A 24,347-nucleotide genomic window follows, 5' to 3' on the forward strand; every position below is an offset into this window, starting at 1 on the left:
TCCCTCACGGTGGAAATAAAAAGGTACAACATAGTAAACGTCAAAACTATCTTGCTGGCGAGATTTATAATTACGTGTTGATGTTAAAAACTTGTTGACCAGAAAGGTCAGTTTCAGCATGGCGTGTTTTACTTCATACTTATGACTGCAAAAAAATAATATTGAGGGTGAAAATTTTGGCAGGAAGTAGCTTACTGACCTTACTCGATGATATCGCCACGCTGCTGGATGATATCTCAGTGATGGGAAAACTGGCCGCGAAAAAAACCGCGGGCGTGCTGGGGGATGATCTGTCGCTTAATGCGCAGCAGGTGTCGGGCGTGCGGGCGAACCGCGAACTCCCGGTGGTCTGGAGCGTGGCGAAAGGATCGTTTGTAAACAAAGTTATTCTGGTGCCGTTGGCGCTATTGATAAGCGCATTTATTCCCTGGGCGATCACCCCCTTATTAATGGTAGGCGGGGCGTTTCTCTGTTTTGAAGGTGTGGAAAAGGTTCTGCATACCCTGGAGGCGCGTAAGCACAAAGAAAGCCCGGAAGAGCGTCAGCAGCGTCTGGCTGCTCTGGCCGCACAGGATCCACTCACCTTTGAGAAAGATAAAATCAAAGGGGCAATACGTACCGACTTCATTTTGTCTGCTGAGATTGTCGCGATTACGCTGGGTATTGTAGCGGACGCACCCTTGCTGAATCAGGTGTTGGTGCTATCAGGTATCGCGTTAGTGGTGACCGTGGGCGTGTATGGCCTGGTGGGGATTATCGTTAAGCTTGATGATATCGGCTACTGGCTGGCAGAAAAGCGCAGCCTGCTTGCCCAGTCGCTGGGCAAAGGGTTGCTGGTGGTTGCCCCCTGGCTTATGAAAACACTTTCTGTGGTCGGCACACTGGCGATGTTTTTAGTGGGAGGCGGCATTGTGGTACACGGAATATCGCCGCTGCATCATGCGATTGAACATTTTGCTCAGCAGCAAAGTACATTGATTTCGCTAATGCTTCCGACCCTGCTTAACCTGGTGCTCGGCTTTATCATCGGTGGGATTGTCGTTCTGCTGGTAAAAGCGGTCGCCAGAGTGCGCGGGATTTCGCACTAATTGTTACAGGACTGATTACGCAAAACGCCTCCTTGTCATCTAAGGTGTAAAGGTTTCTCTTGATACAGGAGGCAGGTATGGTCTTTTCTGTCAGTGAGGAAGTCACCTCTAAAGAGGGTGGCCCACGTATGATCGTTACCGGGTATGCCAGCGGAATGGTGGAGTGTCGCTGGTACGACGGCTTTGGCGTTAAACGGGAAGCATTCCGTGAAGATGAACTGGTGGTGCCTGGCGAGCGAAGACAGCTCTCCCAGGATGCCTGAACATTTGGCTCGACCGTAACCTGGTGATCTCTCACCCATTAGTTATATTTATCATTCCGGTGAGAATTATTTACTTGTCAGGCAAAAAAATTGCAGATAAGGTTTGGTTCACATCAGATTTTCTGGTGTAACGAATTTACAAGTGCTTCTTGCATAAGCAAGCTTGATCCCGACCCGGTAAGGGCCGGGATTTTTTTCGCCCTCAGTCAGCGATTGATCTCCGACACGCTAAAATCATGGATATCAAGCTCGAACGCATCGGCCAGTTCATGCCATGTATGGTAATCACGCCCGTCAACGCTGACGCGCTCCGGGTCATCTTGGCTGCGATGAATTTCACTCTCGCAGATTTCGTTGATTGCCTTTAGCAGCGCGTCGACATCGACGCTGACTTCACGTTTGGCCGTATCGCTGTACTCTTTCGCGGTTTTCATCCTCATACCTCTCAACCGTTAAGGATACCGGGGGAGCGTACCCAAACATCAGATACGCACAACTTAAGTATAGACCGTCGATAAAACCCGCAATCGCGCGTGCACAGCGCTGCCAGAAAAAGGAATTTGTTCTACACTGGCACAAAGCCACAGGAGGAAAACTATGAAGGTGAATGATCGGGTCACAGTCAAAACGGACGGCGGTCCTCGTCGACCGGGCGTGGTACTGGCAATCGAAGAGTTTAGTGAAGGCACCATGTACCTGGTTTCGCTGGAAGACTACCCGCTCGGTATCTGGTTCTTTAATGAATCAGGTCATCAGGATGGTATCTTTGTGGAAAAAGTGGATTGAGATGAGTTTCGCTGTTTGATTCTGACTGGTGGAGTCGCCACCAGTCAGAACGTCTTAGCGCATATTCACAAAGATACCATTGGTGACGTTATCCGTAAGCCTTACAACGTGATAGATAACTTGCTTATTATGCGTTTTAATCTTTCGTTTTATATTCCCCTTATGGGATGACACCGTCTTGGCTTTGATATTCATTTGATCTGATATCTGTATTGTTCCCTGACCCTCCATCCACATACGCAGCATGCTGGATTCGGTTCGACTTAATGATAATGTCGGCAGATTCACATCAATAGCAATATCTACTTCCTTTTTCAGAATATCGCCAAGTAGTTTATCCAGTGAGTCAGGTTTAATCGACTTAGAACTAATCAATAAATTTTTTCTGACGAGTAGATATTCATCAAAATGCACGTTGGCAATTGCCATAAACACAATAAATAATGTGCTGGGATGCTGATTAATGATTTGCTTTATTTGCTGGCTATTAGCAGGATCGTGGATAAAGCAGTCCTCATTAATAAACACCACAGCGGGTTGTTGAGAGACACAGGCGAGACTGAGTTCATCAACGTTGGAAATGTTGTTGATTTCCCTTTTTTTCACTCCCCGACTTACCAGATATCCGGTTAACCCTAGTCGGGTGTAACTGCATAAATCCATAATAATCGTTGACATGGCATACCCTCACTCAATGCGTAACGATAATTCCCCTTACCTGATTATTTCATCACAACTAAACGGAATAATAACGACCCAAGATGACGCTTTCGCTGTTTTTCAGGTGAATTTACTATCCCGTAAAGTTGCGTATAATTTGCCAGGAAACATCTTAAAGTAAAGTGAATGTTGCGTTATGTGAGTGAGGCAAAAACAAATAAGCCGCGACAGAGATATCCTGGTGGATGTTGTCACTTTTTAAATTTAGGACAATCCTTAGTAAAACAGGATAAAAAATAAGGGTTATTATTTTCCAGGCATTTCGCTGACGATATCGGCCAGTAAATTAAAAATCTCACTGAATAATCGTTCGCAGAATGGCGCAATTAATGGCATTAGCGCCGCCATTAGTGAAATACCTACGGTCAGAGTGAGAGGAAAGCCGATGACGAAAACCGACAGCTGTGGTGCCATGCGATTTAACAAACCAAGTGCAAGGTTCAGCGTGAGCAGCAGCGTCATTACCGGCAGGGCCAGCATTAGTCCGTTGAGGAAAATCAGGCTACCTGCCCGTGCCAGCGCGAGAAACGCATTGCTGTTCACCGGATTGCCGCCGATGGGCAGAGTATGAAAAGTATCTACCAGCAGCGAAATCAGCCATAAATGGCCGTTAAAGGTGAGGAACAGCAGCATGGCGAGCATGTCGATCAGTCGTGCCAGAACCGGCATATTCAGACGGCTACCGGGATCGAAGAACGTCGCGAAGGAAAGGCCCATTTGCAGGCCAATTAATTCCCCGGCGGTACGTACTGCGGCAAACGCAAACTGCATGGTGAAGCCTAATGCGATACCGATCAGGATTTGTTGCATTGCCTGCCAAAGCGCGCCAACAGAAAAGATGGGGACGTCAACGGCGGGAATCGATGGGGCGATAACGACGGTAATCATCAACCCCAGCCCCAGCTTTACCCGTTTGGGGATGGCTCGTTCACTGAGGATGGGGGCCGTTGAGATGAGCGCCAGTATGCGCAACAAAGGCCAGAAGTATAAATTCAGCCAGTGGAGCCACTCAACGCTGGACACCTGCAACATAACGTTGTCTACCCGATGATATAGGGGATATTGCTGAACAGCGTACGCACGTAGTCGAGCAGCAGGTTAAGCATCCACGGGCCAGCAACAATGATGGCAATAAACACCGCGACAATTTTGGGGATGAAGGACAGCGTCATTTCGTTAATCTGGGTCGCCGCCTGCAGAATACTGATGATAAGACCCGTGATGAGAGCGACCAACAGCAAAGGCGCGGCAAGGGCCAGAGCGACTTTCATCGCCTCTGTGCCCATCATCATGACCGATTCAGGAGTCATTTCGCGCCTCTAACTGTAAAAGCTTTGTGCCAGCGAGCCGACAAGTAGCTGCCAACCGTCTACCAACACAAACAGCATCAGCTTGAACGGCAACGCGATTGTGGCGGGCGGGACCATCATCATCCCGAGCGCCATCAACACGCTGGCGATCACCAGGTCGATAATCAGAAACGGAATAAAAATGGTAAAGCCTATCTGGAATGCTGTTTTCAGCTCACTGGTGACATAAGCGGGCAGCAAAATTCGCATCGGCACGGCTTCTGGTCCCTGTAACGGACCGCTATTTGCTAAGCGCGCGAAGAGTGCCAGATCGGCTTCACGGGTCTGGCGCAACATAAACCCACGCAGCGGCTGGGCGCCTTTCTCCATGGCTTCCTGCATGGAGATCTTCTCTTCGCTGAACGGTTGGTATGCGTCAACGTAGATTTTATCGATCACCGGCGACATGATGAAAAAGGTCAAAAAGAGCGCCAGGCCCAGGAGCACCTGGTTAGGTGGTGCTGAGGGGGTACCCAGCGCATTTCGCAGTAGACCAAAAACGATGATGATGCGGGTGAAGCTGGTCATCATCAGCAAAATTGCAGGCAGGAACGTCAGCGAGGTGATGAACACCAGCGTCTGCACGGGCAACGTCCAGTTTTGTCCGCCGCCCGGCAACGGCTGACTGACCAGACCCGGGAGTTGGGCGAGGGCAACGGGGCTGAAAAGCCACAAGCCTGCCAGCGTAAGGGATAACAAACGGCGCATCAGGATCTCCCAGGACGCTTCAGCAAACTCTTCATCATGGCCTGGAAATCCGCAGGGGAGGCCGTTTTTTCTTCTGCATCGGCAGGTGCCGGGGGCAGGGTGTGCAGGACGTTAATCTGCGAGGCTGTGACGCCCAGTACCAGACGGGCATCTTCGACCTCGACAATCACCACGCGCTCACGTGGACCCAGTGAGGTACTGGTCGTGACTTTCAGCCCGCGCGTACCGGCACTTTTGGGGGCAAACCCCAGACGTTTAATGACCCAGGCCGCCGCCAGGATCAAGACGATGATCCCGAGCAGCGCGCCGCTTACCTGCACCAGCGGTGAGCCGGGAACGGCGGCGGGTTGAGAAATGGTAGCCTGGGTATTCATGATTAACGGCTCAGGCGGCGCATACGTTCAGACGGAGTGATAATGTCAGTGATACGCACACCGTATTTATCCGCAACTACGACGACTTCGCCCTGGGCAATCAGATAACCGTTGATCAGAATATCCAGCGGTTCGCCTGCCAGACCATCCAGTGCGACAACCGAACCCTGCGTCAGACGCAGCAGCTCTTTGATGGTCATGCGGGTACGGCCTAGTTCGACGGTCAGCTTGACCGGAATGTCCATGATCAGGTCGATGTCCTGCAAAGCACCGCTGACGTCGCCGCCACCTAACTGCTGGAATACCGCATCGGCCGCACTTTTGGTGGGCGTGGTTTTTTGCTCGTTTAACGCGTCAGCCCACAGATCGTCCAATGCGCCAGTGTTCTCATCGGACGGATTATTCATATCACTCATTTGGGCTGTTCCTCATTCAGCGAATTCAAAATCGGGTTTATCAGATGTTCTACGCGTAACGCATACTGACCGTTTACGGTGCCATACTGGCTGGTCAGCACAGGCACGCCGTCCACATGAGCAATAATGCGGTCGGGTTTTTCAATCGGCAGTACATCGCCGGGTTTCAGTTTTAAAATCTGGGATAGCCGCAGCGGAATGTCGGCAAAGTTTGCCACCAGCTCCAGCTCAGAATGCTGAACCTGACGCACCAGATTATTGCGCCAGTTCTGATCTTCATTACGTGAGTTTTCCAGCGGCGGATTCACCAACAGCTCACGCAACGGTTCAATCATGCTGAATGGCAGACAGATGTTAAATTCACCGGTCAGGTTGCCAATTTCAACGTGGAACGGGGTATTCACCACGATGTCGTTCGGAGAGGTAGTGATATTGGTAAATTTCACCTGCATCTCCGAACGGACGTATTCCACTTCCAGCGGGTTGATGGCCTTCCACGCGTCGCTGTAGCTTTCCAGCGCCAGCTTCAACATGCGGTTGATAACGCGCTGTTCCGTGTGCGTAAATTCGCGGCCTTCGACTTTCGTCGGGAAACGACCGTCACCGCCAAACAGGTTGTCTACGGCGATAAATACCAGACTCGGTGAGAACACCACCAGACCCGTACCGCGCAGCGGCTTCAGGTGGATTAAGTTCAGGTTGGTCGGAACCGGTAAGTTGCGCGCAAATTCATGGTATGGCTGGATACGGATCGCACCCACGGTAATATCCGGGCTACGGCGCAACAGGTTAAATAACCCCATACGGAACTGGCGCGCAAAGCGTTCGTTAATGATCTCCAACGCCTGTAAACGCTCACGTACCACGCGACGCTGAGTGTTGGGATCATAAGGACGAATATCGCTTTCTTTTGCGATACCTGAAATGGGTTCGTCTTTGGTTTCGCTATCGCCGTTGAGCAATGCGTCGATTTCAGCCTGAGAAAGAATACTGTCGCCCATGTCTTTACCGCAGAATAAAAGCTGTATAAAGAACGTCGGTGACAACCTGTTTCGGCTGCCCAACAACGAGCGGAGTCGCCAGCGTCTCTTTGATGGCGGTAATCAGCTGTTGCTTACCTTCCTCGGTGGCGAGTGTGGCTGCATTCTGACGAGAGAACAGCAGCAGCAAGCGGCTGCGCACTTCCGGCAGATATTCGTTAAGACGTGAACGTGTCGCCTCATCTTTCATGCGCAGCGTGATACCGATATACAGCACACGATCTGCATCACCCAGATTGACGGTAAAGGTATCCAACGCAAAGAATACCGGGGCTGGCGGTGGAGGCGGTTCCGCTTTGACGCTGGCGGACGGCTGCTGCTGCATGCGCCAGTAGCTATAACCCGCAGTTGCGCAGGCGGCGAGGGTAATTAATACCAGCAGAGGGATCCAAATAGCGCGTTTACTTTTTTTGTTAATCGCGGAGTCAGTCATCAGATACGGGCTTCCTGTTTCGGTACAGCTTATGGGCTGATTATCCCGTGTCCTGTCCACGACAAAGCGTGGAAAAGACGCGGATAATCATGCTACCTCTGGCGTTAGGCGAAGATGTCTACTGCGCCATCGCCGCGGGCAGCGGCTTGCAGCGAGGCTGGGGTTGCCAGTATTGCGTCATCTTCAGCGGCAAAAATGTCTTGTCCTTGAGCGCGACCAGCCTGCTGTTGCTGCCCGGAAGACTGCTGATGGCCAGCGAAGCTTTCACTGCTGATGTTGCTTTGCCCCAGTTGAATGCCGCTTTCAGCCAACTGCGTACGCAGCATCGGTAATGCGGCTTCCAGTGCGGCGCGCACGTGACTGTGCGGTGATACCATTTGCAACTGTGCGAGGTTGTCGTCCAGCTTGAGGGAAATATGTACCTGACCCAGGTCCTGCGGATGCAGACGCAGCTCTGCGCTTTGCTGGCCCTGGCGCGTGAACAATGTGACGTGCTGGCTCAGCGATTGCTGCCATTCATGGCTACCTAACGGAGCGCTTAACACTGGCGCGGCCGTCGGTAACGGTTGTGCGTGTGTTTGTGGACCACTTAGCGGGGCCGCAGTCATGCCAATGCTGGTCGGTGACGGGGTGCTGTCGATTTCAGCTCTGGCGTTCGCCGCCGCCGTCAGCGGGGTTAGTGCTGTATTGTTTGCCTGATTAGCACCACCGCCAGCAAGTGTGACATCCGCTTTGCCTTTTTTGGCATCACCCGGCAGCAATTCGTCTGCATTATCAGTCGTCGCGCCGTGTACCGCGCCACGTGACAACACCGAAAGCGTGGCATCAACCGGGGCTGGTGCGCTGTCGACGGCAGGCGTAGCCAGCGGTTGTCCTGGCAGCATGGCGAACAACGCACTCAGGTTGGCGAGATCGTCATCACTCAGCGTAGTGTTTTTTTCGTCCTGCTGAGCGACTTTGCCCAGCGTCGTCAGGGCATTAGCTTTCAGTGAAGGTGTGAGAGCAGACAACAGTTGCTGAGCGTCTGTCATGTCGGCAAGAGAAGCCTCGGTTTGTAGCTCCTGTTGCGCCAACAGATCGGTTAATTTGACCGACTGTGCGGTATCGCCATTTTTTTGCAGTAACCCTTTTTGCAGCTTACTGCTGGCCGCCTGTAAGTCGGCAAGCGACAGCGGAGCGTCTTTACCCTGCGCGTCGCCCGCACCTAATGCGCCAGCCAGCAGCGCTAAAAAATCTTCGGGTGAATCTACCGCTTTGCCTGACTGAAGACCTGCGGTTACGTCGGTGTCGGTGGTAATCAGTTGGGGTAAAGTAATCATTCGGGTTTCCTCATAGCTGCGCGCTGAGCAAATTCATCCATTTTTTTCTGATCCAGACGGTTTTCGGCCAGTAACGCCGCCGAGGTTTGTCTGTCCTGCAACGTCTGCCACGCCTGTAATCGTTGTTTTTTGTCGCGCCAACTGTTCAAAGCCATGTCCACTTTTTGCGTCCACTGATTGAGCTGTTGGCGGTGTTGCTCAATCGCTTTTTCCAGCGTCTGAATGAATTGCTGGTAGTTAATCCAGCGATTGCTGGTAATACCCTGGCCCATATCGGTATTCAGATTGTTGCGATACTCATGCTGATAATCGATCAGCATTTTTAACTGTTCTTCCGCCTGCTGACAGCCACGACGCATCTCTCCTAATAAGACAGCGGCGTCATCTACCTCTTTTTCAGCCAGGTCTTTCAGTGTTGCTAACGCACCATGTTGTGCCATGACCTATGCTCTCCTGCTTAATCACACACCAGGGAAAATCAGTTCTAAAGCTTGTAGAGAATCTTCCCAGTCAGCCCGTTCAAAGATGCCTTGCTGTAAAAACGCTTCCAGCTGTGGCCATAAGGCGATGGCTTTATCCAGCATTGGATCGCTGCCTTTGGCATACGCCCCCACGCTAACCAGATCGCGGTTACGCTGGAAGCTGGACAGCAACTGTTTAAAGTTGCGCACCCGTGCGTAATGTTTTTCACTAATGAGCGCGGTCATGGCGCGGCTGATCGAGGCTTCAATATCGATGGCCGGATAGTGACCCGCCTCGGCCAGATGACGTGACAGCACAATGTGGCCGTCCAGAATTGCGCGCGCGGAATCGGCAATCGGGTCCTGCTGGTCGTCACCCTCGGTCAGTACCGTATAAAACGCGGTGACTGAACCGCCGCCGTGAATACCGTTCCCGGCACGTTCAACCAGCGCCGGTAATTTGGCGAATACTGACGGCGGATAACCTTTAGTCGCCGGCGGCTCGCCGATCGCCAGGGCTATCTCACGTTGCGCCATCGCATAGCGGGTGAGGGAATCCATAATCAGCAATACGTGCTGTCCGCGATCGCGGAAATCTTCGGCGATGCGCGTGGCGTAGGCCGCGCCTTGCATACGTAACAGCGGCGAGACGTCCGCCGGAGCGGCAATCACTACCGAGCGTGCGCGACCGTCAGCGCCGAGAATATTTTCAATAAAATCTTTAACTTCGCGGCCACGCTCGCCAATCAGGCCCACGACGATGACGTCGGCCTGGGTATAACGCGCCATCATGCCGAGCAGGACGCTTTTACCGACGCCGGAACCTGCGAAAAGCCCCATACGCTGGCCGCGGCCTACGGTTAACAACGCGTTGATGGGGCGTACACCGGTATCCAGAACGTGTTCAATTGCGGTACGTTGCAGCGGGTTAAACGGTGGTGTAATCAGCGCGCCGGTTTCGGTGGTATCCGGGGCGGGCAGTCCGTCGAGCGGTTTGCCGCTGCCGTCCAGCACACGCCCCAGCAGAGCAGGGCCAAGCGGTAATTGCTTCCCGCTTTGCAGACCTTCTCCGGCAATGTTCTTCGCGTACACGCGCGCCCCGGGCAGAACGCCTTCGACCTCTTCGAGCGGCATCAGAAACAGACGTTGACCGTTAAAGCCTACGACTTCGCTTTCAACTTCCTGGGTTTCGTTGCCATCCTGGCGTTCAATGACGCAGGTGGCACCCAGCGGCAGCTGTAACCCCGTGGCTTCCAGCACCAGCCCGGTGGCGCGGGTCAGGCGACCGTAACGACGCACCGCAGGCAGCAGCGACATTTTCTCTTCGAAGTTGTCCAGCGTATTGAGCCAGCGAGTCAGGCGAGTGGTCATTACACGACTCCCGGCGCTGCCAGACGGCAGAGTTCTTGCCAGCGTGTGGCGACGCTGGCATCCAGATCGCCTTCGTCGGCTGAGACTTTACAACCACCGTGATGCAGCGTGGGATCGCCGCGCAGCCGCCAGCCGTGCAGGCTGAGAGTGGCACCGAGCATCTCCTCCACACGCTGGAGATCGTCCGGATGTACGCGTAGCTGCGGTTTACCGCTAAACAGCGGTTCCTGTTGCAATAACTGTTGGATCTGCTTAATCAGCGCAGCGTTATCCACGATAGGCGTCTGACCAATCACCTGACGCGCCGCCTCCAGCGCCATTTGCATCAGGCGCGAGGCAATGACGCTGTCCAGTGCGTCCAGCGTATTCTGAAACTCGCTCACCAGCTGCTGCATACGGGCATGGATCGGCGCATGCTGTGCTCGCGCCTGGTTCTGGCCTTGCTCCAGCCCCTGGCTCAGACCTTCCTGATAACCTTGTTCATGACCCTTTTGTCGACCTTCCGCCAGCCCCGCGTTATACCCTTGCTCATGGGCCTGCATTTGCAGCTGTGCGAGCTGTTGTTCAAGCTGTTGCTCTGCGGAAAGCTCGGGTTCTTCCGTCTCTTCGGACAGCGGCGTTTCGCTGTGGTCGGCCAGCACGAACTCTGCCATCGGTGGGGCGAGATCGTCCGGAGTCCAGACTTTCCACGGCAGTTCGTTAGACATAGGTATCCTCGCCGCTGCCGATCACCATCTCGCCGGTTTCCGCCAGACGACGCACAATAAGCAGAATCGCTTTCTGTTCGTTTTCCACCTGCGACAAGCGCACCGGACCGCGGTTGGCAAGGTCGTCGCGCAGAATATCGGCAGCACGTTGCGACATGTTGCGCAGGAACTTCTCGCGTAGCGGCTGTTCGGCACCTTTCAGCGCAATCAGCAGCGATTCGGAATCCACTTCCTGCAGCAGGCGCTGGATACTGCGATCGTCGACGTCCACCAGGTTTTCGAACAGGAACATTTCGTCGATAATTTTCTGCGCCAGTTCGCCGTCGAACTCGCGTACGGCGGTGATAACCGCTTCTTCCTGCTGGGTTTTCATCAGGTTGATAATTTCTGCCGCCGTTCTCACGCCGCCCATTTTGCTGCGCTTGAGGTTCTGGCCATCGAGCAGACCGTTCAGTACCTCGGTCAGTTCTGCCAGTGCGGCAGGCTGCACGCCGCCGAAGGTGGCGATACGCAGCATCACGTCGTGACGTAAACGCTCGTCGAACAGCGCCAGAATATCGGCGGCCTGGCCCCGTTTGAGGTGCACCAGAATGGTGGCGATAATCTGCGGATGCTCGTCGCGGATAAGGTCGGCGGCGCTTTGCGGCTCCATAAAGTTGAGCGTTTCAATGCCGCTGGTGGTATCGCGGGTTTCCAGAATATCTTCCAGCAGGCTGGAGGCGCGTTCCTCGCCCAGCGCTTTCACCAGCACGGAGCGCAGATATTCGTTGGCGTTGATATTCAGCGCGGCAAACTGTTCTGCTTCTTGCTCAAACTCGGCCAGCACTTCCGTCAACTGTTTGTTGGAGATCTGGCGTACGTTCGCCATCGCTGTACTCAGCGCCTGAACTTCGCGCGTGGAAAGGTGTTTAAACACCTCTGCCGCGCGATCTTCGCCAATGGTCATCAGCAGGATGACGCTTTTATCGGTACCGGTAAGGGCATTACTCATGATCGTTACTCATCCACTGGCGAATGACCAGCGCCACGACGCGCGGATCGTTATCTGACATTTCACGAATACGCTGGCTCATCACTTCTGCACCCAGACGCTGATTCGTACGACGCTGCTGGGTCTGTTCGTCTTTGCTGAGGCGAACTTCTACCGCTTCTTCGGTTTCCTGACGAATACGCGTTTGTTCTTGTACCGCTTTTGCTTCTTCGCTGCGGCGAACCAACTGCGGACGAACAGCCTTACGCCACAGGATCCAGGCAACAAGCAGAACCAGTAACCAACGGCCTGCGGTCATCAACTGATCAATAAAGAACGGCTGTTTCCAGAACGGCAGCTCGCCCATGGAATCGTCGGTCGCCGTGAACGGAGAGTTCACCACGTTCAGGGTATCGCCACGTTTGTCGGAGAAGCCCATCGCTTCGCGGGTCAGATCCTCAATCTGTTTCATCTGATCGGCGGTTAGCGGCAGCGGTTTGCCGTCCGGCAACGTTTTATAGTTGACCACCACTGCAACCGAGAGACGCTGCACATCCCCGACGTTCATTTTGGTGTGGCGAATGGTACGGTCGACTTCATAGTTGCTGGTTTCATTGCGCTGCGTACTGCGTGGACCGGCATTATTGCTGTTATTTGCCGTCTGCGTGGTTTGCGCATTTTGCTGATTAGCTGGAGGGTTGGCGATTGGCGCGGTATTCGCCGGTGCTGGCTGATTAGACAATGCGCCCGGTACGCCGCCTGGCGCTCCGCTTCCGATCTGCTCGCTGACGTTTAACTGGCGTGAACGCAGCACGGCCTGGGAATCATCACCGTTTGGACGGTACTGTTCTTCGGTTTGCTCTTTATTAGCAAAATCCAGCTGCGCGGTGACCTGTGCATGTACGTTACCGTTGCCGACAATCGGCGACAGGATCGATTCGATACGACGTTGAACGCGGCCTTCGACATCGCTGGCGTATTTCAGCTGCGCATCGTTAAGATCGCGGCTGCTGGTGTTCGACTGAGTTAACAGATGACCCGCCTGGTCGACCAGCGTAACGTTGCCCGGCGGTAACCCGGCGACAGCGCTGGAAACCAGATGCGTAACTGCACTGATCTGACCCTCATCCAGTGCGCGACCCGGTTCAAGATTCACGGTCACGGAGGCTGAAGGCGCTTTTTGCTCACGCACAAACAGCGACGGTTTCGGCATTGCCAGATGCACGCGGGCGCGTTTTACCGGTCCCAGCGTTTCAATGGTACGGGCTAATTCACCTTCCAGCGCACGCTGGTAGTTGACCTGCTCGCTAAACTGGCTGATACCAAACTTTTCCTGATCCAACAGTTCAAAACCAACGGCGCCGCCTTTCGGCAGGCCTTGCTGCGCCAGACGTAAGCGCAGTTCGTGGACTTTATCGGCAGGAACTTCGATAGCACCGCTTCCCTCAGTAAAACGATAGGGAACGTTCATCTGCGTCAGTTGGGTGACAATCGCGCCACCATCCTGATCGGAAAGATTGCTGAACAGCGTGCGATAGTCAGGCGCTTTGGCCCACAGGACCATCGCCACGATGATAGCGACGGCAGCGGCTCCCGCCACAATCAAAGGAATTCTGGGATTCGCGCGCAGGCGGTTTAACCACTCGAGAGGTTTAAGCTGGGTTGCAGTCGATGCTGTCGCACTCATCTCGCACCTCGTGGCTTATCGTGGACGGCGTTTTTTGCAAAGTGGAACAAGACTCACTCCCGGGTCAGCAAACTCGAAAAATTGACGGTCTCATTATTTGCGTTTTCGAATTTTTCTATGCGTTAAAAACCGTGGTTTTTTATCGTTATTTAACGCCTTTATCTTATTGACTAACTGGTAATCTCAGCTACGTAAAAAATCATCCAGGGGATCAGAATGTCGGCAATACAGGGGATTGAAGGGGTCATCAGCCAGTTACAGGCCACGGCGATGTCAGCAAAAACGCAGGATATGCAGCCACAACCGACCGTGAGTTTTGCCGGACAACTGCATGCGGCGTTAGACAGGATCAGCGATGTGCAAACCGCGTCCCGTACCCAGGCTGAGAAATTTACCCTGGGTGAGCCGGGTATTGCGTTAAATGATGTGATGACCGATATGCAAAAAGCGTCGGTATCGATGCAGATGGGTATTCAGGTGCGTAACAAACTGATGTCGGCGTATCAGGAAGTCATGTCGATGCAGGTGTAGGGACAACGTGCAGAGAATGTTTGCCGGATAAGCGCAGCGCTATCCGGCAACCAGTTACTTCTGAATCAAATAGCGGATCGTTGGACCATCCTGCTGAATATCCAGCACCGTATAGCCGTGATTACGCGCATCCAGTGGAATATTGTTGATTGACTGCGGGCAATCGCTCACCACTTCCAGAATTTCACCTTTCTTCAATTGCGGCATCGCTTCCAGCGTGGCTACAGCCGGGTACGGACACGGTTCGCCGACCATATCGAGGCGATAATCAGGCACGATATTTTTCATACAGACTCCTTGGCAGGCGTCAGCCCTGCGCGACGGAAGAAACGTTTTTCCCAGCCGATAATGAGCATCAGCGCGGCAAACAACAGCAGATAGGTCACCAGCAGACCGCCAAGCGGGCCGAAGGTGTTGAGCAGATTCACTTTGTCCCAGTTAGTGGCAAGCGCGGGAGCAAAATCATCCCAGTAGTAGGCCAGAATGGTCGAGCCAATAACGTTGCCCAGACCAACCCACCAGTAATGCACCTGGCCTTCAACGGCGCGATACATCCAGCCGGTTTCACATCCGCCCGCTAAAACGATGCCAAAGCCGAACAGCAAGCCGCCAATCACCGCATTCGGACCCGCCCACATGATTTTAGGCTCGACGCCCAGTTGCACATAGCTAAAGATACCGATGGCGCTGACCGCCATCCCGAAGATGATCGCTTTTGCCATATGGGTGCGACCGGAAATCCACAGGTCGCGGAAGGCGGAGGTGAAGCAGATTTGCGCCCGTTCAATCAGCAGTCCGAACCCAACACCGAACAGCATCGCCAGACCGAGCTTGGGTTTATCCATCGCCGTGAGCAGCGCCCAGCCGATCATGGCGATAAACACCAGCATGCCCAGGCGGAAACGGCGACGGGCCTGATCCGGCTTTTGCGTTAACGGCGAAGCGGCGGAGACTTTCTGCATTTTGACCGGAATACGGAACATCGGCAGCAGGGTAAAGCGTGCGCCAAACCATGAGCCAATGGCCGTGGCCAGCGCAAAAAACCAGGCGTGTAGTGAGAACTGCGGAATGCCGGTGAAGAATGCGGCCAGGTTACAGCCCATTGCCAGCCGTGCGCCGAATCCGGCGATTGCCCCGCCGGCTATCGCCTGCATAATGCGCACTCGACTGCGCGGCATGCGTAACTTGACGTTGTTGGCCCACAGTGCGGCAGCAAAACAGCCGCCGAACATACCGAGGATCATCATGCCGTCGATGCGGGTCAGGGGCGAGCCTTCGAGATGTATCAGCTTGTAGTATCCCCACTCTTCGGCGTGCACACCAAACAGTTGCAGGATTTGACCACCCCAGCGGGTGAATTCACCGGTAACGGCCCAGAAGGTTCCCGTAATGCCGAAATAGTAAGTAGAGAGAATACCCGCTGCGATGACCGCAGGGGCGGGGGCCCAAAATTTAATTAACCAGGCCTGTTTGAAGTGTTGCCATGACATGCGTTGTGCCTCTGAACTCAGAAGGTATGTAACAAGAAGTGTGGATACTACACCGTTCAGAATTTTTGACTATGAGTAATAAGAGGTAACACCGTCTGGATCAATCTTTCTCAACGCTGCCGAAAGGCTGGCGACATCAGGCCTTTAATGCCACAATCCCATTTTCTTCGCATGCAGGATGAATGATGAAAAAATTAGCAATCGTTGGTGTATTTCTGGCGCTTACCGGATGCGCCGAAGTAGAAAATTATAACGACGTGGTGAAAACGCCAGCGCCAGCCGGTCTGGAAGGATACTGGCAGTCAAAAGGTCCGCAACGCAGTCTGGTGAGTCCGGAAGCGATTGCCAGCCTGGTGATAACGAAAGAGGGCGATACACTGGATTGTCGCCAGTGGCAGCGGGTCATTGCCCTGCCGGGGAAATTGACGATGATTTCCGGCGATCTCACCAACGTGACGGTGAAACGCGAGCTGTACGAGATCGAGCGTGAAGGCAATACGCTGGAATATGACGGTATGACGCTGCAACGGGTGGATCGCCCGACGCAGGAATGTGCTGACGCGTTAAAGAAAACGCCGCTGGCAACACCGCTGCCATAAGCCGTACGCCCCGGTAGCCATCGGTCACCGGGGTTGAGCTTTACAACACGTCTTCAATCACCCACACGCTGACGCTCCCGCCGTTACAGAAAAACGTCGCTTCGCCGTTTTCATCGGTGACCACGCTTTCTTCACGATTTCCCAGATAGTCCCGCCAGGTTTTATTGCCATAATTGGCGCCGAGATTGATGGTCTTTTCTCCGTCATCGCCGTTAGACAACACCACCACACAGCCGGGATCCTCATCCGTACCGCTGCGGCTAAAAGCGATACAGTTAGGATGATCGAAAAAGAGCGTCTGTACCCCATGCGCGAAGCGCTGGCGTGCGAGGATCAGTTCATCAAGTTGTTCAATGATCGGCATGTCGATAGGATAGGTTTCGCCATCGCCGCCGGTGTCTTCGTAATGCGCTCCGTAGAGGTCAGGGTAAAACACCGACGGTACGCCGTTTTCGCGTAACAGGATTAGCGCATAGGCCAGCGGCTTAAACCACGGTTCGACGGGGGCTTCGAGTGCCTGCAATGGCTGGGTGTCGTGATTGGCCACCAGCGTGACGGCATGAAAAGGATCGGCCTCCACCAGAGTGTCGGTGAAAATCTGGCTCATGTCGTAATCGCGGCCCTGACGGGAGGCCTCGTGGAATTTCATCTGCAAAGGGGCGTCGAACAGCATGGTTTTCCCCTCCACCTGATTAATGTAGGTTTGCAGCTTATCGACTTCATGGGACCAGTATTCCGCCACAATAAACAGCGGCTTGGGAGCAACCTCCTGCACGTGCTCAATCCACTCTTTGTAAAACCATGCCGGAATATGTTTCACGGCATCTAAACGAAAACCGTCACACTGGGTTTGCTCCATTACCCAACGCGCCCAGTATTTGAGCTCCTCAGTCACCGCGTGATTGCGAAAATCGATGTTTTCGCCCATCAGATAATCAAAATTTCCCAACTCATCATCAACCTGATCGTTCCAGCCTTCGCCGGTGTAGTCGTTAACGATTTTAAAAATGCCGTCTTCGGTTGGGTTCTCGATATGGTCAATGCCGCTGAAGCATTTAAAATCCCAAATGAATTGCGAGTACTGGCCTGCGCGGGCAGGGAAGGTATAGCGCGTCCAGCCCTCACATTCGATAATCTCATCATCTATTTGCGTGCGATCCTCGGCGTTAACGCGCTGGACGCGGATCTTTTCTTTCTCATCAGCGCCCATTTTGTGGTTAACCACCACGTCCAGCAGTACGGCAATATCATTGTGCTTAAGTGCGTCAATCGCCGCCAGCAGCTGGTTTTTATCACCGTATTTGGTGGCGACGGTTCCCTTTTGGTCGAATTCGCCCAAGTCAAACAGATCGTAGGAGTCATAGCCAACGGAATAGCCGCCGGACGCGCCTTTATAGGCGGGGGGCAGCCATACCATATTGATGCCGATATCATTGAGTCCGCCTGCGCGTTCGGCAAGCTCGGGCCAGAGTTGACCGCCATCAGGGTAATACCAGTGGAAGTACTGCAATAACGTGGGATTTTTCATCTTCCGTGCTCCAGAAGTCGTTTGGCCGACCTCTGGAGTATGGAAGATAATTCAGACGAGACGGGAAATTATTGTGGCGAGGTGGGGGCGTCGGGTACCAACAGCATGCCGGAAAGACGACCATAAGCGTTATTCAGCGTCTTCTGGCGCGTCGACTGGCCAATGAGGTTACTGAGCTCATCCAGGCGCTGCTGCAACAACGTTTTGAGTAATTGTTCGTTATCCAGCGTTTGCTTAATATACCCGGCAACTAAGTCCTGAATACTTCGCGTAATGCCCGGTGGAGTTTGCTCTTCCATGACCACTTCAATACTTTGCAGATAGGTAACTTCCTGTTCCAGTAAAAGGTCCCATTCACCGCGCTGCGCCAGTTCCAGCAGCGAGTGACTGAGTAGCGCGATGCGCTGCCAACGGTTGATAAACTCCACGGCTGAGGTCATTAACGAGACTCCTGGGACGACGCTTTCGGTGAGATCTGTTTCCAGGCATCTGCAATGTTGCCGAGTAACCCTTCGACTTCTTCAATGGCCTGACAATCATTACGCAAGTTAGCTTGCAGTAAACGGCGGATCATATAGTCATACAGCGAAGACAGGTTGGTGGCGATTTCACCGCCAGTTTCCTGATCCAGGCCTGCTTTCAGGCCATTGTCGATAATGTTAATGGCTTTGCTTAAGGCCTCGCCTTTGGCGACGATATCACCCTGTTGCATAAACAGGCGAGCGCGCACGAGGGCGCTGTTCGCGCCATCAAACAACATTTCAATCAGCTGATGCGGATTAGCGCTCATCACGCCACTCTCTATGCTGACCTGTGCATAGGCATTGGTACCGCTCGCGGTATACATACTTACCTCGTGTTATCAGGAATTACTCATCGCCGTAAATTGCTGGCTCAGATAGTTGCTGGTGTTGTTGAGCTTGCTCATCATGGTGTCTAACTGCGTAAACTGTGCCGTGTAACGCGCCACCGTATCTTCAATACTGGCGCTGACCGACAGATACTGCTTAGTCAGTTTTTTCAGTGTGGCGTTAATACTGTCTTGCGCATTGTCGATAATGCCGTCATCAGCCAAATAGCTTTTTACTTCGGTGGCAATTTTGGTGGTGATACCGGTTTCTTTACCATCGCCAACTAACAGTTCACGCACGGAGGCTGTATTTTCGTTCAGGACTTTTTTCAGCTTATCATCGTCAATTTTTAGCTTGCCGGTTGCGCCGTCCTGCTTAATGCCAATTTCATTTAATGTTTTAAAAGCGCCATCACTGGCACCGTTAGCAAATTGTGCACGAATTCCACTTTGAATCGTACGAACAACACTGTCACCAAGCAGCGCTCCGTTATTTTTGTCTTGCGCTTCAGCACCCGGATCAACTTCTTTATATTTAGTCAGCGTATTAAAGGTGTCGATAAGGGAATTATATGAATCGACCCAGCCTTTAATGGCTTCGGTTGCTTTGTCGTTATTCTTTGTTACCGTGACCCGAACATCAGTGACTTTTTTGGTCAGATCGAGCACTACGCCCTGAGGGGCATCGGTAATTTTATTACTGGAACGTTCAATATCGATACCGTTTACGGTTAACTTCGCATTTTGAGCGTTAACCTGTTCCTTCATATTCCCGGTGCCGGTTTCGCTGTCATACGCCAGCAGGTCATTTAGCTTACTGTCTCCCTCAACGGAGATAGTCATTTTATTGGCTTCGCCTTCACTGGCAGTCAGTACTAATTGGTAGTCGCCATCTTTAACCTTAACGATGCTGGCCGAAATTCCGCTATCGGCATCGTTTATCGCTTTGCTGATCTCATCCAGTGAGGTCTGGTCTTTATTCAGCTTAATTTCCAGTGGCTCTTTACGGCCGTCTTGCGCAATTTTTATGGTGCGTGTTTCTGCTGAACTATCACCCAGCGCGTCTTTTGTTGAAGCAATTGTAGTCGGTGAGTTGGTTCTTAAAGATTGCGCTTGTGCCAGTTGGGTGACGCTAATGGTATAGATACCCGGTGCCGCTCCAGCTTCGGTGGTCACTTTCAGATCTTCGCTGCTGCTGGTAACGGTCGTGCTTTTGAACAGATCGGCCTTATTTAACGCTGTGTTCGCAGTCTGAAATTTTTCCAGTGCACTTTTTAATGTGCCGTAGGCGGTCAGACGCGCGGTATTGTCGCTTTGTTGTTGAGTTATTGGGTTTAAGCGTTTTTTTTCCGCGATTGTCAGGTTGTTCAGCAACGTATCCAGCGGCAGATTTGACCCGACGCCAAGAGAAGTAAATGAAGCCATGCCTAATTCCTTTTGATTGCAAACAGTAGTTAAGCGGGTTATCGGCAATCTGCGCGCAAAGTTTAATGATAGTTTTGTAAAAATAATGCGCAGAATAGTGGGGCATATTGCGGGTATTTCTGAGGCTAAGAAAAAAGAGAGCGGAAAGTAAAAATTTTCTAAAGTTCGAATTTAAGGTGCCGATACATGGGTTACGGTGAGAAACCGTGGGCAACAGCCCAATAACATCAAGTTGTAATTGATAAGGAAAAGATCATGGCACAAGTCATCAATACAAACAGCCTGTCGCTGTTGACCCAGAACAACCTGAACAAATCTCAGTCTTCCCTGAGTTCCGCTATCGAGCGTCTGTCTTCCGGTCTGCGTATCAACAGCGCGAAAGACGATGCTGCTGGTCAGGCGATCGCTAACCGTTTCACTGCCAACGTTAAAGGCCTGACCCAGGCTTCCCGTAACGCCAACGACGGTATCTCGGTGGCACAGACCACTGAAGGCTCTCTGAACGAAATTAACAACAACCTGCAGCGTATTCGTGAACTGTCTGTACAGGCGACTAACGGTACTAACTCTGATAGTGATCTGACTTCTATTCAATCTGAAATCCAGCAACGCCTGAGTGAAATCGATCGTGTATCTGGCCAAACACAGTTCAACGGCGTAAAAGTACTTGCCTCCAACCAAGATATGACAATCCAGGTTGGTGCCAATGATGGTGAAACAATCACTATTAAACTGCAGGAAATTAATTCTGATACACTTGGTTTATCAGGGTTTGGTATCAAGAAGGCTGAAGCTTTAGACGCTACTGAAGTAACAACCATTCCTGGGGCAGACGTGTCCTTGGATAAAGCTTCTACAATAACTACTGTTCCAAATAACGGAGCCATTGATGGCGATGAAGTTTACACGGACACCAGCGGACAGTTATATGTCAAGGTAAAAGACACTAATGATGGTGCCACTCCTCCGGTTGCTACCACAGCTAAGGATGGTTACTATACAGCGTCAGCAGATAAAGATGGCAAACTAACAATAACAGGAACAGACGTCTCTAGCGTTGATCCGGCTGATTTGAAAGAAACGACAACGGCGAAAGTTGACATTTCTGTTACCCCGCCGACAGGATATAAGCTTAATAAGCTAACAGACGCAAATGGTAAAGATACTGGTGCATATGCATTGGTTAATGCTGATGGGAAACGCTTTGCTGCTAATGTGGACAAAGATGGCAATGCTACTCTTAAAACCGTTAGCTATAAAGATGCTGACGGCAAAGCCGCAACAAGTAATATTGAGTTGGGTGGCTTAGACGGTAAAACTGAAGTTGTCACTATTGGTAGCGGCGTTGACGCAAAGACATATTCAGCTGTTGATCTGAAGGATAAAAATCTCAAGACCGATAGTTTGACTTCGCTTTCAACAAGTAAAACTAATGACCCATTGGCTGCCCTAGACAAGGCCCTCTCTCAGGTTGATGCTTTACGGTCTAACTTGGGGGCAATCCAGAACCGTTTCGATTCTGCTATCACCAATCTGGGTAACACCGTAAACAACCTGTCTTCTGCTCGTAGCCGTATCGAAGATGCTGACTACGCGACCGAAGTGTCCAACATGTCTCGTGCTCAGATCCTGCAACAGGCAGGTACTTCTGTATTGGCACAGGCCAACCAGGTTCCGCAGAACGTTCTGTCTCTGCTGCGTTAATTTACGCTTATCGCGCAAACCCCGCTCCGGCGGGGTTTTTTATATTTAGCTTTACCCGTAACCCCCAAATAACCCCTCATTTCACCCACTATTCACCCGATTAAAACTCCTGCAGAAACGGATAATCATGCCGATAACTCATTTAACGCAGGGCTGTTTATCGTGAATTCACTGTATACCGCTGAAGGTGTAATGGATAAACACTCGCTGTGGCAGCGTTATGTACCGTTGGTGCGTCACGAAGCATTGCGCCTTCAGGTGCGTTTGCCGGCGAGCGTAGAACTGGATGACCTGCTACAAGCGGGCGGCATCGGGTTATTGAATGCCGTTGACCGATATGACGCTTTGCAAGGAACGGCATTTACCACTTACGCAGTGCAGCGTATTCGTGGAGCAATGCTGGACGAACTACGTAGCCGGGATTGGGTGCCGCGTAGCGTTCGGCGCAATGCTCGCGAAGTGGCACAGGCGATGGGACAACTGGAGCAGGAATTAGGGCGCAACGCGACGGAAACCGAAGTGGCGGAGCGTCTGGCTATTCCTGTGCAAGAGTATCGTCAGATGTTGCTCGATACCAATAACAGCCAACTCTTCTCTTATGACGAGTGGCGGGAAGAGCATGGCGATAGTATTGAGCTGGTGACGGAAGAACATCAGCAGGAAAACCCGTTACAACAGCTTCTTGAGGGTAACCTCCGCCAGCGCGTGATGGACGCGATCGAGGCGTTGCCGGAGCGCGAAAAGCTGGTGTTAACGCTGTACTACCAGGAAGAGCTGAATCTGAAAGAGATTGGCGCGGTACTGGAAGTCGGGGAATCACGGGTCAGCCAGTTGCACAGTCAGGCCATCAAACGTCTACGCACCAAGCTGGGTAAGCTATAGGGGTACATCATTACCCCTGAACAATGCCGCATTACGAATTGACTACCAGGAGTTCTCATGACGGTGCAGCAATCAAAAAGACGGCCTCTAAGCCGCTACCTCAAAGATTTCAAACACAGCCAGACGCATTGCGCCCATTGCTTTAAGTTGCTCGACCGGATCACGCTGGTTCGTCGTGGGCAAATTGTGAATAAAATCGCCATCGCCCGACTGGACACTTTGTTGGATGAAGCCGAGTGGGAACAGGAGAAAAAAGAGTGGGTGGCACTGTGTCGTTTTTGCGGTGATTTGCATTGCAAAGAGCAGAGCGAATTTTTCGATATCATTGGTTTTAAACAGTTTTTATTTGAGCAGACCGAAATGAGTCACGGCACGGTACGTGAATACGTTGTCCGCCTGCGTCGCCTCGGAAATCACCTGACCGAACAAAATATCTCTCATGACCTGCTGCAGGAAGGGTTCCTCGACGAAAACCTTGCCCCGTGGCTGCCGGAAACCAGCACCAACAATTACCGCATCGCCTTACGTAAGTATGAGCAGTTCAAAGCCCATACGCATATAGGGCATATGCAGAAATCCTCCTGGACAGCCAGTTCTGATATATATTAAAAACGAATAAGGTGTAACAGAGTTGTGTTTGTGGATCACGACAAACGCTCTACACTACAGTCATATACACGTCATCCTTCAAGCTGTCTCTGCGTTGGCTGCGCTCATTCACCCCAGTCACTTACTTTAGTAAGCTCCTGGGGATTCACTCGCTTGCCGCCTTGATACAACTCGAATGATTTTGTGAATAAATAGCAGTCACTAATGACAATATTCGGGGTAACTATGAAATTAGCACTTTTGGGACGTCAGGCTCTGATGGGTGTAATGGCTGTTGCACTTGTCGCCGGAATGAGCGTAAAAACTTATGCAGATGAAGGTCTGTTAAATAAAGTTAAAGAGCGCGGCACGCTGCTGGTGGGCCTGGAAGGGACCTATCCCCCGTTTAGTTTTCAGGGTGACGACGGCAAGCTGACCGGTTTCGAAGTGGAGTTCGCTGAGGAACTGGCCAAGCACCTTGGGGTGAAAGCTAATCTGAAGCCGACCAAGTGGGACGGTATGCTGGCCTCTCTTGATTCCAAGCGCATTGACGTGGTCATCAACCAGGTGACCATCTCTGACGAACGTAAGAAAAAATACGATTTCTCTACCCCGTATACGGTTTCTGGTATTCAGGCGCTGGTGAAGAAAGGTAATGAAGGCGTTATTAAGACCGCTGCCGATCTGAAAGGTAAAAAAGTCGGCGTTGGCCTGGGCACCAACTATGAAGAGTGGCTGCGCCAGAACGTGCAGGGCGTGGATATTCGTACCTATGATGATGACCCGACCAAATACCAGGATCTGCGTGTAGGCCGTATCGACGCCATTCTGGTTGACCGTCTGGCGGCGCTGGATCTGGTCAAGAAAACCAAGGATACGCTGGCTGTGACCGGTGAAGCATTCTCCCGCCAGGAGTCCGGCGTGGCGCTGCGCAAAGGCAATGAAGATCTGCTGAAAGCGGTTGATGCGGCCATTGCTGAAATGCAGAAAGACGGTACGCTGAAAGCTCTGTCTGAAAAATGGTTTGGAGCGGATGTGACGAAATAATCGGCATCCGA

29 protein-coding genes and 1 pseudogene are annotated in these 24,347 nt (G+C 52.2%); 9 read left to right on the top strand and 21 right to left on the bottom strand.

What is annotated here, in order from left to right; all coding sequences use genetic code 11:
• Positions 1-176: 176 nt before the first annotated feature.
• The gene (locus tag GHC22_RS09115) at positions 177-1,088 is read left to right on the top strand and encodes a DUF808 domain-containing protein (RefSeq protein WP_048235177.1); all 912 of its coding nucleotides are present in this window, start codon (positions 177-179) and stop codon (positions 1,086-1,088) included.
• A 77-nt stretch (positions 1,089-1,165) separates the two neighbouring features.
• On the top strand, positions 1,166-1,351 hold the full coding sequence (locus tag GHC22_RS09120) for a YodC family protein (protein ID WP_003834060.1): 186 nt from the start codon (positions 1,166-1,168) through the stop codon (positions 1,349-1,351).
• Between the two features lie 206 nt (positions 1,352-1,557).
• Here GHC22_RS09120 and yodD read toward each other — a convergent pair whose 3' ends face one another.
• Entirely contained in the window at positions 1,558-1,785 is a 228-nt protein-coding gene (gene yodD, locus GHC22_RS09125; protein ID WP_003030417.1) for a YodD family peroxide/acid resistance protein, read from the bottom strand.
• Positions 1,786-1,948: 163 nt separating this feature from the next.
• Here yodD and dsrB point away from each other — a divergent pair, with 163 nt between their 5' ends.
• On the top strand, positions 1,949-2,137 hold the full coding sequence (dsrB, locus tag GHC22_RS09130; protein ID WP_194841960.1) for a protein DsrB: 189 nt from the start codon (positions 1,949-1,951) through the stop codon (positions 2,135-2,137).
• Between the two features lie 54 nt (positions 2,138-2,191).
• Here the strand turns inward: dsrB and rcsA are convergent, their stop codons facing one another.
• From rcsA to fliF, 14 genes and pseudogenes are all read right to left on the bottom strand, one after another.
• A complete protein-coding gene (rcsA, locus tag GHC22_RS09135) occupies positions 2,192-2,815 on the bottom strand; it encodes a transcriptional regulator RcsA (RefSeq protein ID WP_003030421.1) in 624 nt (207 codons plus the stop codon).
• A 233-nt stretch (positions 2,816-3,048) separates the two neighbouring features.
• A pseudogene (gene fliR, locus GHC22_RS09140) lies at positions 3,049-3,889 on the bottom strand (flagellar biosynthetic protein FliR).
• 8 nt (positions 3,890-3,897) lie between these two features.
• On the bottom strand, positions 3,898-4,167 hold the full coding sequence (gene fliQ / locus GHC22_RS09145) for a flagellar biosynthesis protein FliQ (protein ID WP_008785117.1): 270 nt from the start codon (positions 4,165-4,167) through the stop codon (positions 3,898-3,900).
• A gap of 9 nt (positions 4,168-4,176) precedes the next feature.
• Positions 4,177-4,914 carry a flagellar type III secretion system pore protein FliP gene (fliP, locus tag GHC22_RS09150; protein ID WP_153752756.1) on the bottom strand — a complete coding sequence of 246 codons (738 nt, stop codon included), beginning with the start codon at positions 4,912-4,914 and terminating at the stop codon, positions 4,177-4,179.
• Positions 4,914-5,291, bottom strand: a complete 378-nt coding sequence (gene fliO, locus GHC22_RS09155; protein WP_153752758.1) for a flagellar biosynthetic protein FliO — start codon at positions 5,289-5,291, stop codon at positions 4,914-4,916. The genes fliP and fliO overlap by 1 nt, the downstream gene beginning before the upstream one ends.
• Positions 5,291-5,704 carry a flagellar motor switch protein FliN gene (gene fliN / locus GHC22_RS09160; protein WP_003030433.1) on the bottom strand — a complete coding sequence of 138 codons (414 nt, stop codon included), beginning with the start codon at positions 5,702-5,704 and terminating at the stop codon, positions 5,291-5,293. The genes fliO and fliN overlap by 1 nt, the downstream gene beginning before the upstream one ends.
• Positions 5,701-6,705 (bottom strand): flagellar motor switch protein FliM, encoded by a 1,005-nt coding sequence (fliM, locus tag GHC22_RS09165; RefSeq protein ID WP_003030434.1) that lies wholly within the window; start codon positions 6,703-6,705, stop codon positions 5,701-5,703. The genes fliN and fliM overlap by 4 nt, the downstream gene beginning before the upstream one ends.
• Positions 6,706-6,709: 4 nt before the next feature.
• Positions 6,710-7,177, bottom strand: coding sequence for a flagellar basal body-associated protein FliL (fliL, locus tag GHC22_RS09170; RefSeq protein ID WP_003834054.1), 468 nt, complete (start codon positions 7,175-7,177; stop codon positions 6,710-6,712).
• A 104-nt stretch (positions 7,178-7,281) separates the two neighbouring features.
• Positions 7,282-8,496: a flagellar hook length control protein FliK gene (gene fliK / locus GHC22_RS09175; protein WP_153752760.1), complete on the bottom strand. Its 1,215-nt coding sequence runs from the start codon at positions 8,494-8,496 to the stop codon at positions 7,282-7,284.
• On the bottom strand, positions 8,493-8,936 hold the full coding sequence (fliJ, locus tag GHC22_RS09180; RefSeq protein ID WP_003834052.1) for a flagellar export protein FliJ: 444 nt from the start codon (positions 8,934-8,936) through the stop codon (positions 8,493-8,495). Before fliJ ends, fliK begins: the two co-directional genes overlap by 4 nt.
• A 21-nt stretch (positions 8,937-8,957) precedes the next feature.
• Positions 8,958-10,328: a flagellar protein export ATPase FliI gene (gene fliI / locus GHC22_RS09185; RefSeq protein ID WP_003030440.1), complete on the bottom strand. Its 1,371-nt coding sequence runs from the start codon at positions 10,326-10,328 to the stop codon at positions 8,958-8,960.
• Entirely contained in the window at positions 10,328-11,035 is a 708-nt protein-coding gene (fliH, locus tag GHC22_RS09190; protein ID WP_003834049.1) for a flagellar assembly protein FliH, read from the bottom strand. Before fliH ends, fliI begins: the two co-directional genes overlap by 1 nt.
• Positions 11,028-12,026, bottom strand: a complete 999-nt coding sequence (gene fliG, locus GHC22_RS09195; protein ID WP_003030443.1) for a flagellar motor switch protein FliG — start codon at positions 12,024-12,026, stop codon at positions 11,028-11,030. Before fliG ends, fliH begins: the two co-directional genes overlap by 8 nt.
• Positions 12,019-13,692: a flagellar basal-body MS-ring/collar protein FliF gene (fliF, locus tag GHC22_RS09200; RefSeq protein WP_008785112.1), complete on the bottom strand. Its 1,674-nt coding sequence runs from the start codon at positions 13,690-13,692 to the stop codon at positions 12,019-12,021. The genes fliG and fliF overlap by 8 nt, the downstream gene beginning before the upstream one ends.
• 216 nt (positions 13,693-13,908) lie before the next feature.
• Here fliF and fliE point away from each other — a divergent pair, with 216 nt between their 5' ends.
• A complete protein-coding gene (fliE, locus tag GHC22_RS09205) occupies positions 13,909-14,223 on the top strand; it encodes a flagellar hook-basal body complex protein FliE (protein WP_153752762.1) in 315 nt (104 codons plus the stop codon).
• Between the two features lie 54 nt (positions 14,224-14,277).
• On the opposite strand, the gene yedF is transcribed toward fliE, so the two are convergent.
• Positions 14,278-14,511, bottom strand: coding sequence for a sulfurtransferase-like selenium metabolism protein YedF (gene yedF / locus GHC22_RS09210; protein ID WP_000790504.1), 234 nt, complete (start codon positions 14,509-14,511; stop codon positions 14,278-14,280).
• Complete coding sequence (gene yedE, locus GHC22_RS09215; protein WP_153752764.1) at positions 14,508-15,713, bottom strand: selenium metabolism membrane protein YedE/FdhT; 1,206 nt, start codon at positions 15,711-15,713, stop codon at positions 14,508-14,510. The genes yedF and yedE overlap by 4 nt, the downstream gene beginning before the upstream one ends.
• 185 nt (positions 15,714-15,898) lie before the next feature.
• Here yedE and yedD point away from each other — a divergent pair, with 185 nt between their 5' ends.
• On the top strand, positions 15,899-16,312 hold the full coding sequence (yedD, locus tag GHC22_RS09220) for a lipoprotein YedD (protein WP_079934681.1): 414 nt from the start codon (positions 15,899-15,901) through the stop codon (positions 16,310-16,312).
• A 40-nt stretch (positions 16,313-16,352) separates the two neighbouring features.
• Here yedD and amyA read toward each other — a convergent pair whose 3' ends face one another.
• The 4 genes from amyA to fliD form a co-directional block, all read right to left on the bottom strand.
• Complete coding sequence (gene amyA / locus GHC22_RS09225) at positions 16,353-17,840, bottom strand: alpha-amylase (protein ID WP_057067684.1); 1,488 nt, start codon at positions 17,838-17,840, stop codon at positions 16,353-16,355.
• Positions 17,841-17,908: 68 nt separating this feature from the next.
• Positions 17,909-18,280 carry a flagella biosynthesis regulatory protein FliT gene (fliT, locus tag GHC22_RS09230; RefSeq protein WP_008785101.1) on the bottom strand — a complete coding sequence of 124 codons (372 nt, stop codon included), beginning with the start codon at positions 18,278-18,280 and terminating at the stop codon, positions 17,909-17,911.
• Positions 18,280-18,687: a flagellar export chaperone FliS gene (fliS, locus tag GHC22_RS09235; RefSeq protein ID WP_118262567.1), complete on the bottom strand. Its 408-nt coding sequence runs from the start codon at positions 18,685-18,687 to the stop codon at positions 18,280-18,282. The genes fliT and fliS overlap by 1 nt, the downstream gene beginning before the upstream one ends.
• A gap of 15 nt (positions 18,688-18,702) precedes the next feature.
• Complete coding sequence (fliD, locus tag GHC22_RS09240) at positions 18,703-20,115, bottom strand: flagellar filament capping protein FliD (RefSeq protein ID WP_063940425.1); 1,413 nt, start codon at positions 20,113-20,115, stop codon at positions 18,703-18,705.
• A 255-nt stretch (positions 20,116-20,370) separates the two neighbouring features.
• Between fliD and GHC22_RS09245 the strand changes: the two genes are divergently transcribed.
• The 4 genes from GHC22_RS09245 to tcyJ all read left to right on the top strand — a co-directional run bounded on the left by GHC22_RS09245 (position 20,371) and on the right by tcyJ (position 24,336).
• The gene (locus tag GHC22_RS09245; protein ID WP_153752766.1) at positions 20,371-21,819 is read left to right on the top strand and encodes a flagellin; all 1,449 of its coding nucleotides are present in this window, start codon (positions 20,371-20,373) and stop codon (positions 21,817-21,819) included.
• A gap of 162 nt (positions 21,820-21,981) precedes the next feature.
• Positions 21,982-22,701, top strand: coding sequence for an RNA polymerase sigma factor FliA (gene fliA / locus GHC22_RS09250; protein ID WP_016153479.1), 720 nt, complete (start codon positions 21,982-21,984; stop codon positions 22,699-22,701).
• Positions 22,702-22,758: 57 nt separating this feature from the next.
• Complete coding sequence (gene fliZ, locus GHC22_RS09255) at positions 22,759-23,310, top strand: flagella biosynthesis regulatory protein FliZ (protein ID WP_153752768.1); 552 nt, start codon at positions 22,759-22,761, stop codon at positions 23,308-23,310.
• Between the two features lie 225 nt (positions 23,311-23,535).
• Positions 23,536-24,336, top strand: coding sequence for a cystine ABC transporter substrate-binding protein (gene tcyJ / locus GHC22_RS09260; RefSeq protein WP_003030469.1), 801 nt, complete (start codon positions 23,536-23,538; stop codon positions 24,334-24,336).
• Positions 24,337-24,347 lie beyond the last annotated feature (11 nt).

It is taken from the genome of Citrobacter sp. H12-3-2 (assembly GCF_009649895.1).
Taxonomy (GTDB): domain Bacteria; phylum Pseudomonadota; class Gammaproteobacteria; order Enterobacterales; family Enterobacteriaceae; genus Citrobacter; species Citrobacter portucalensis.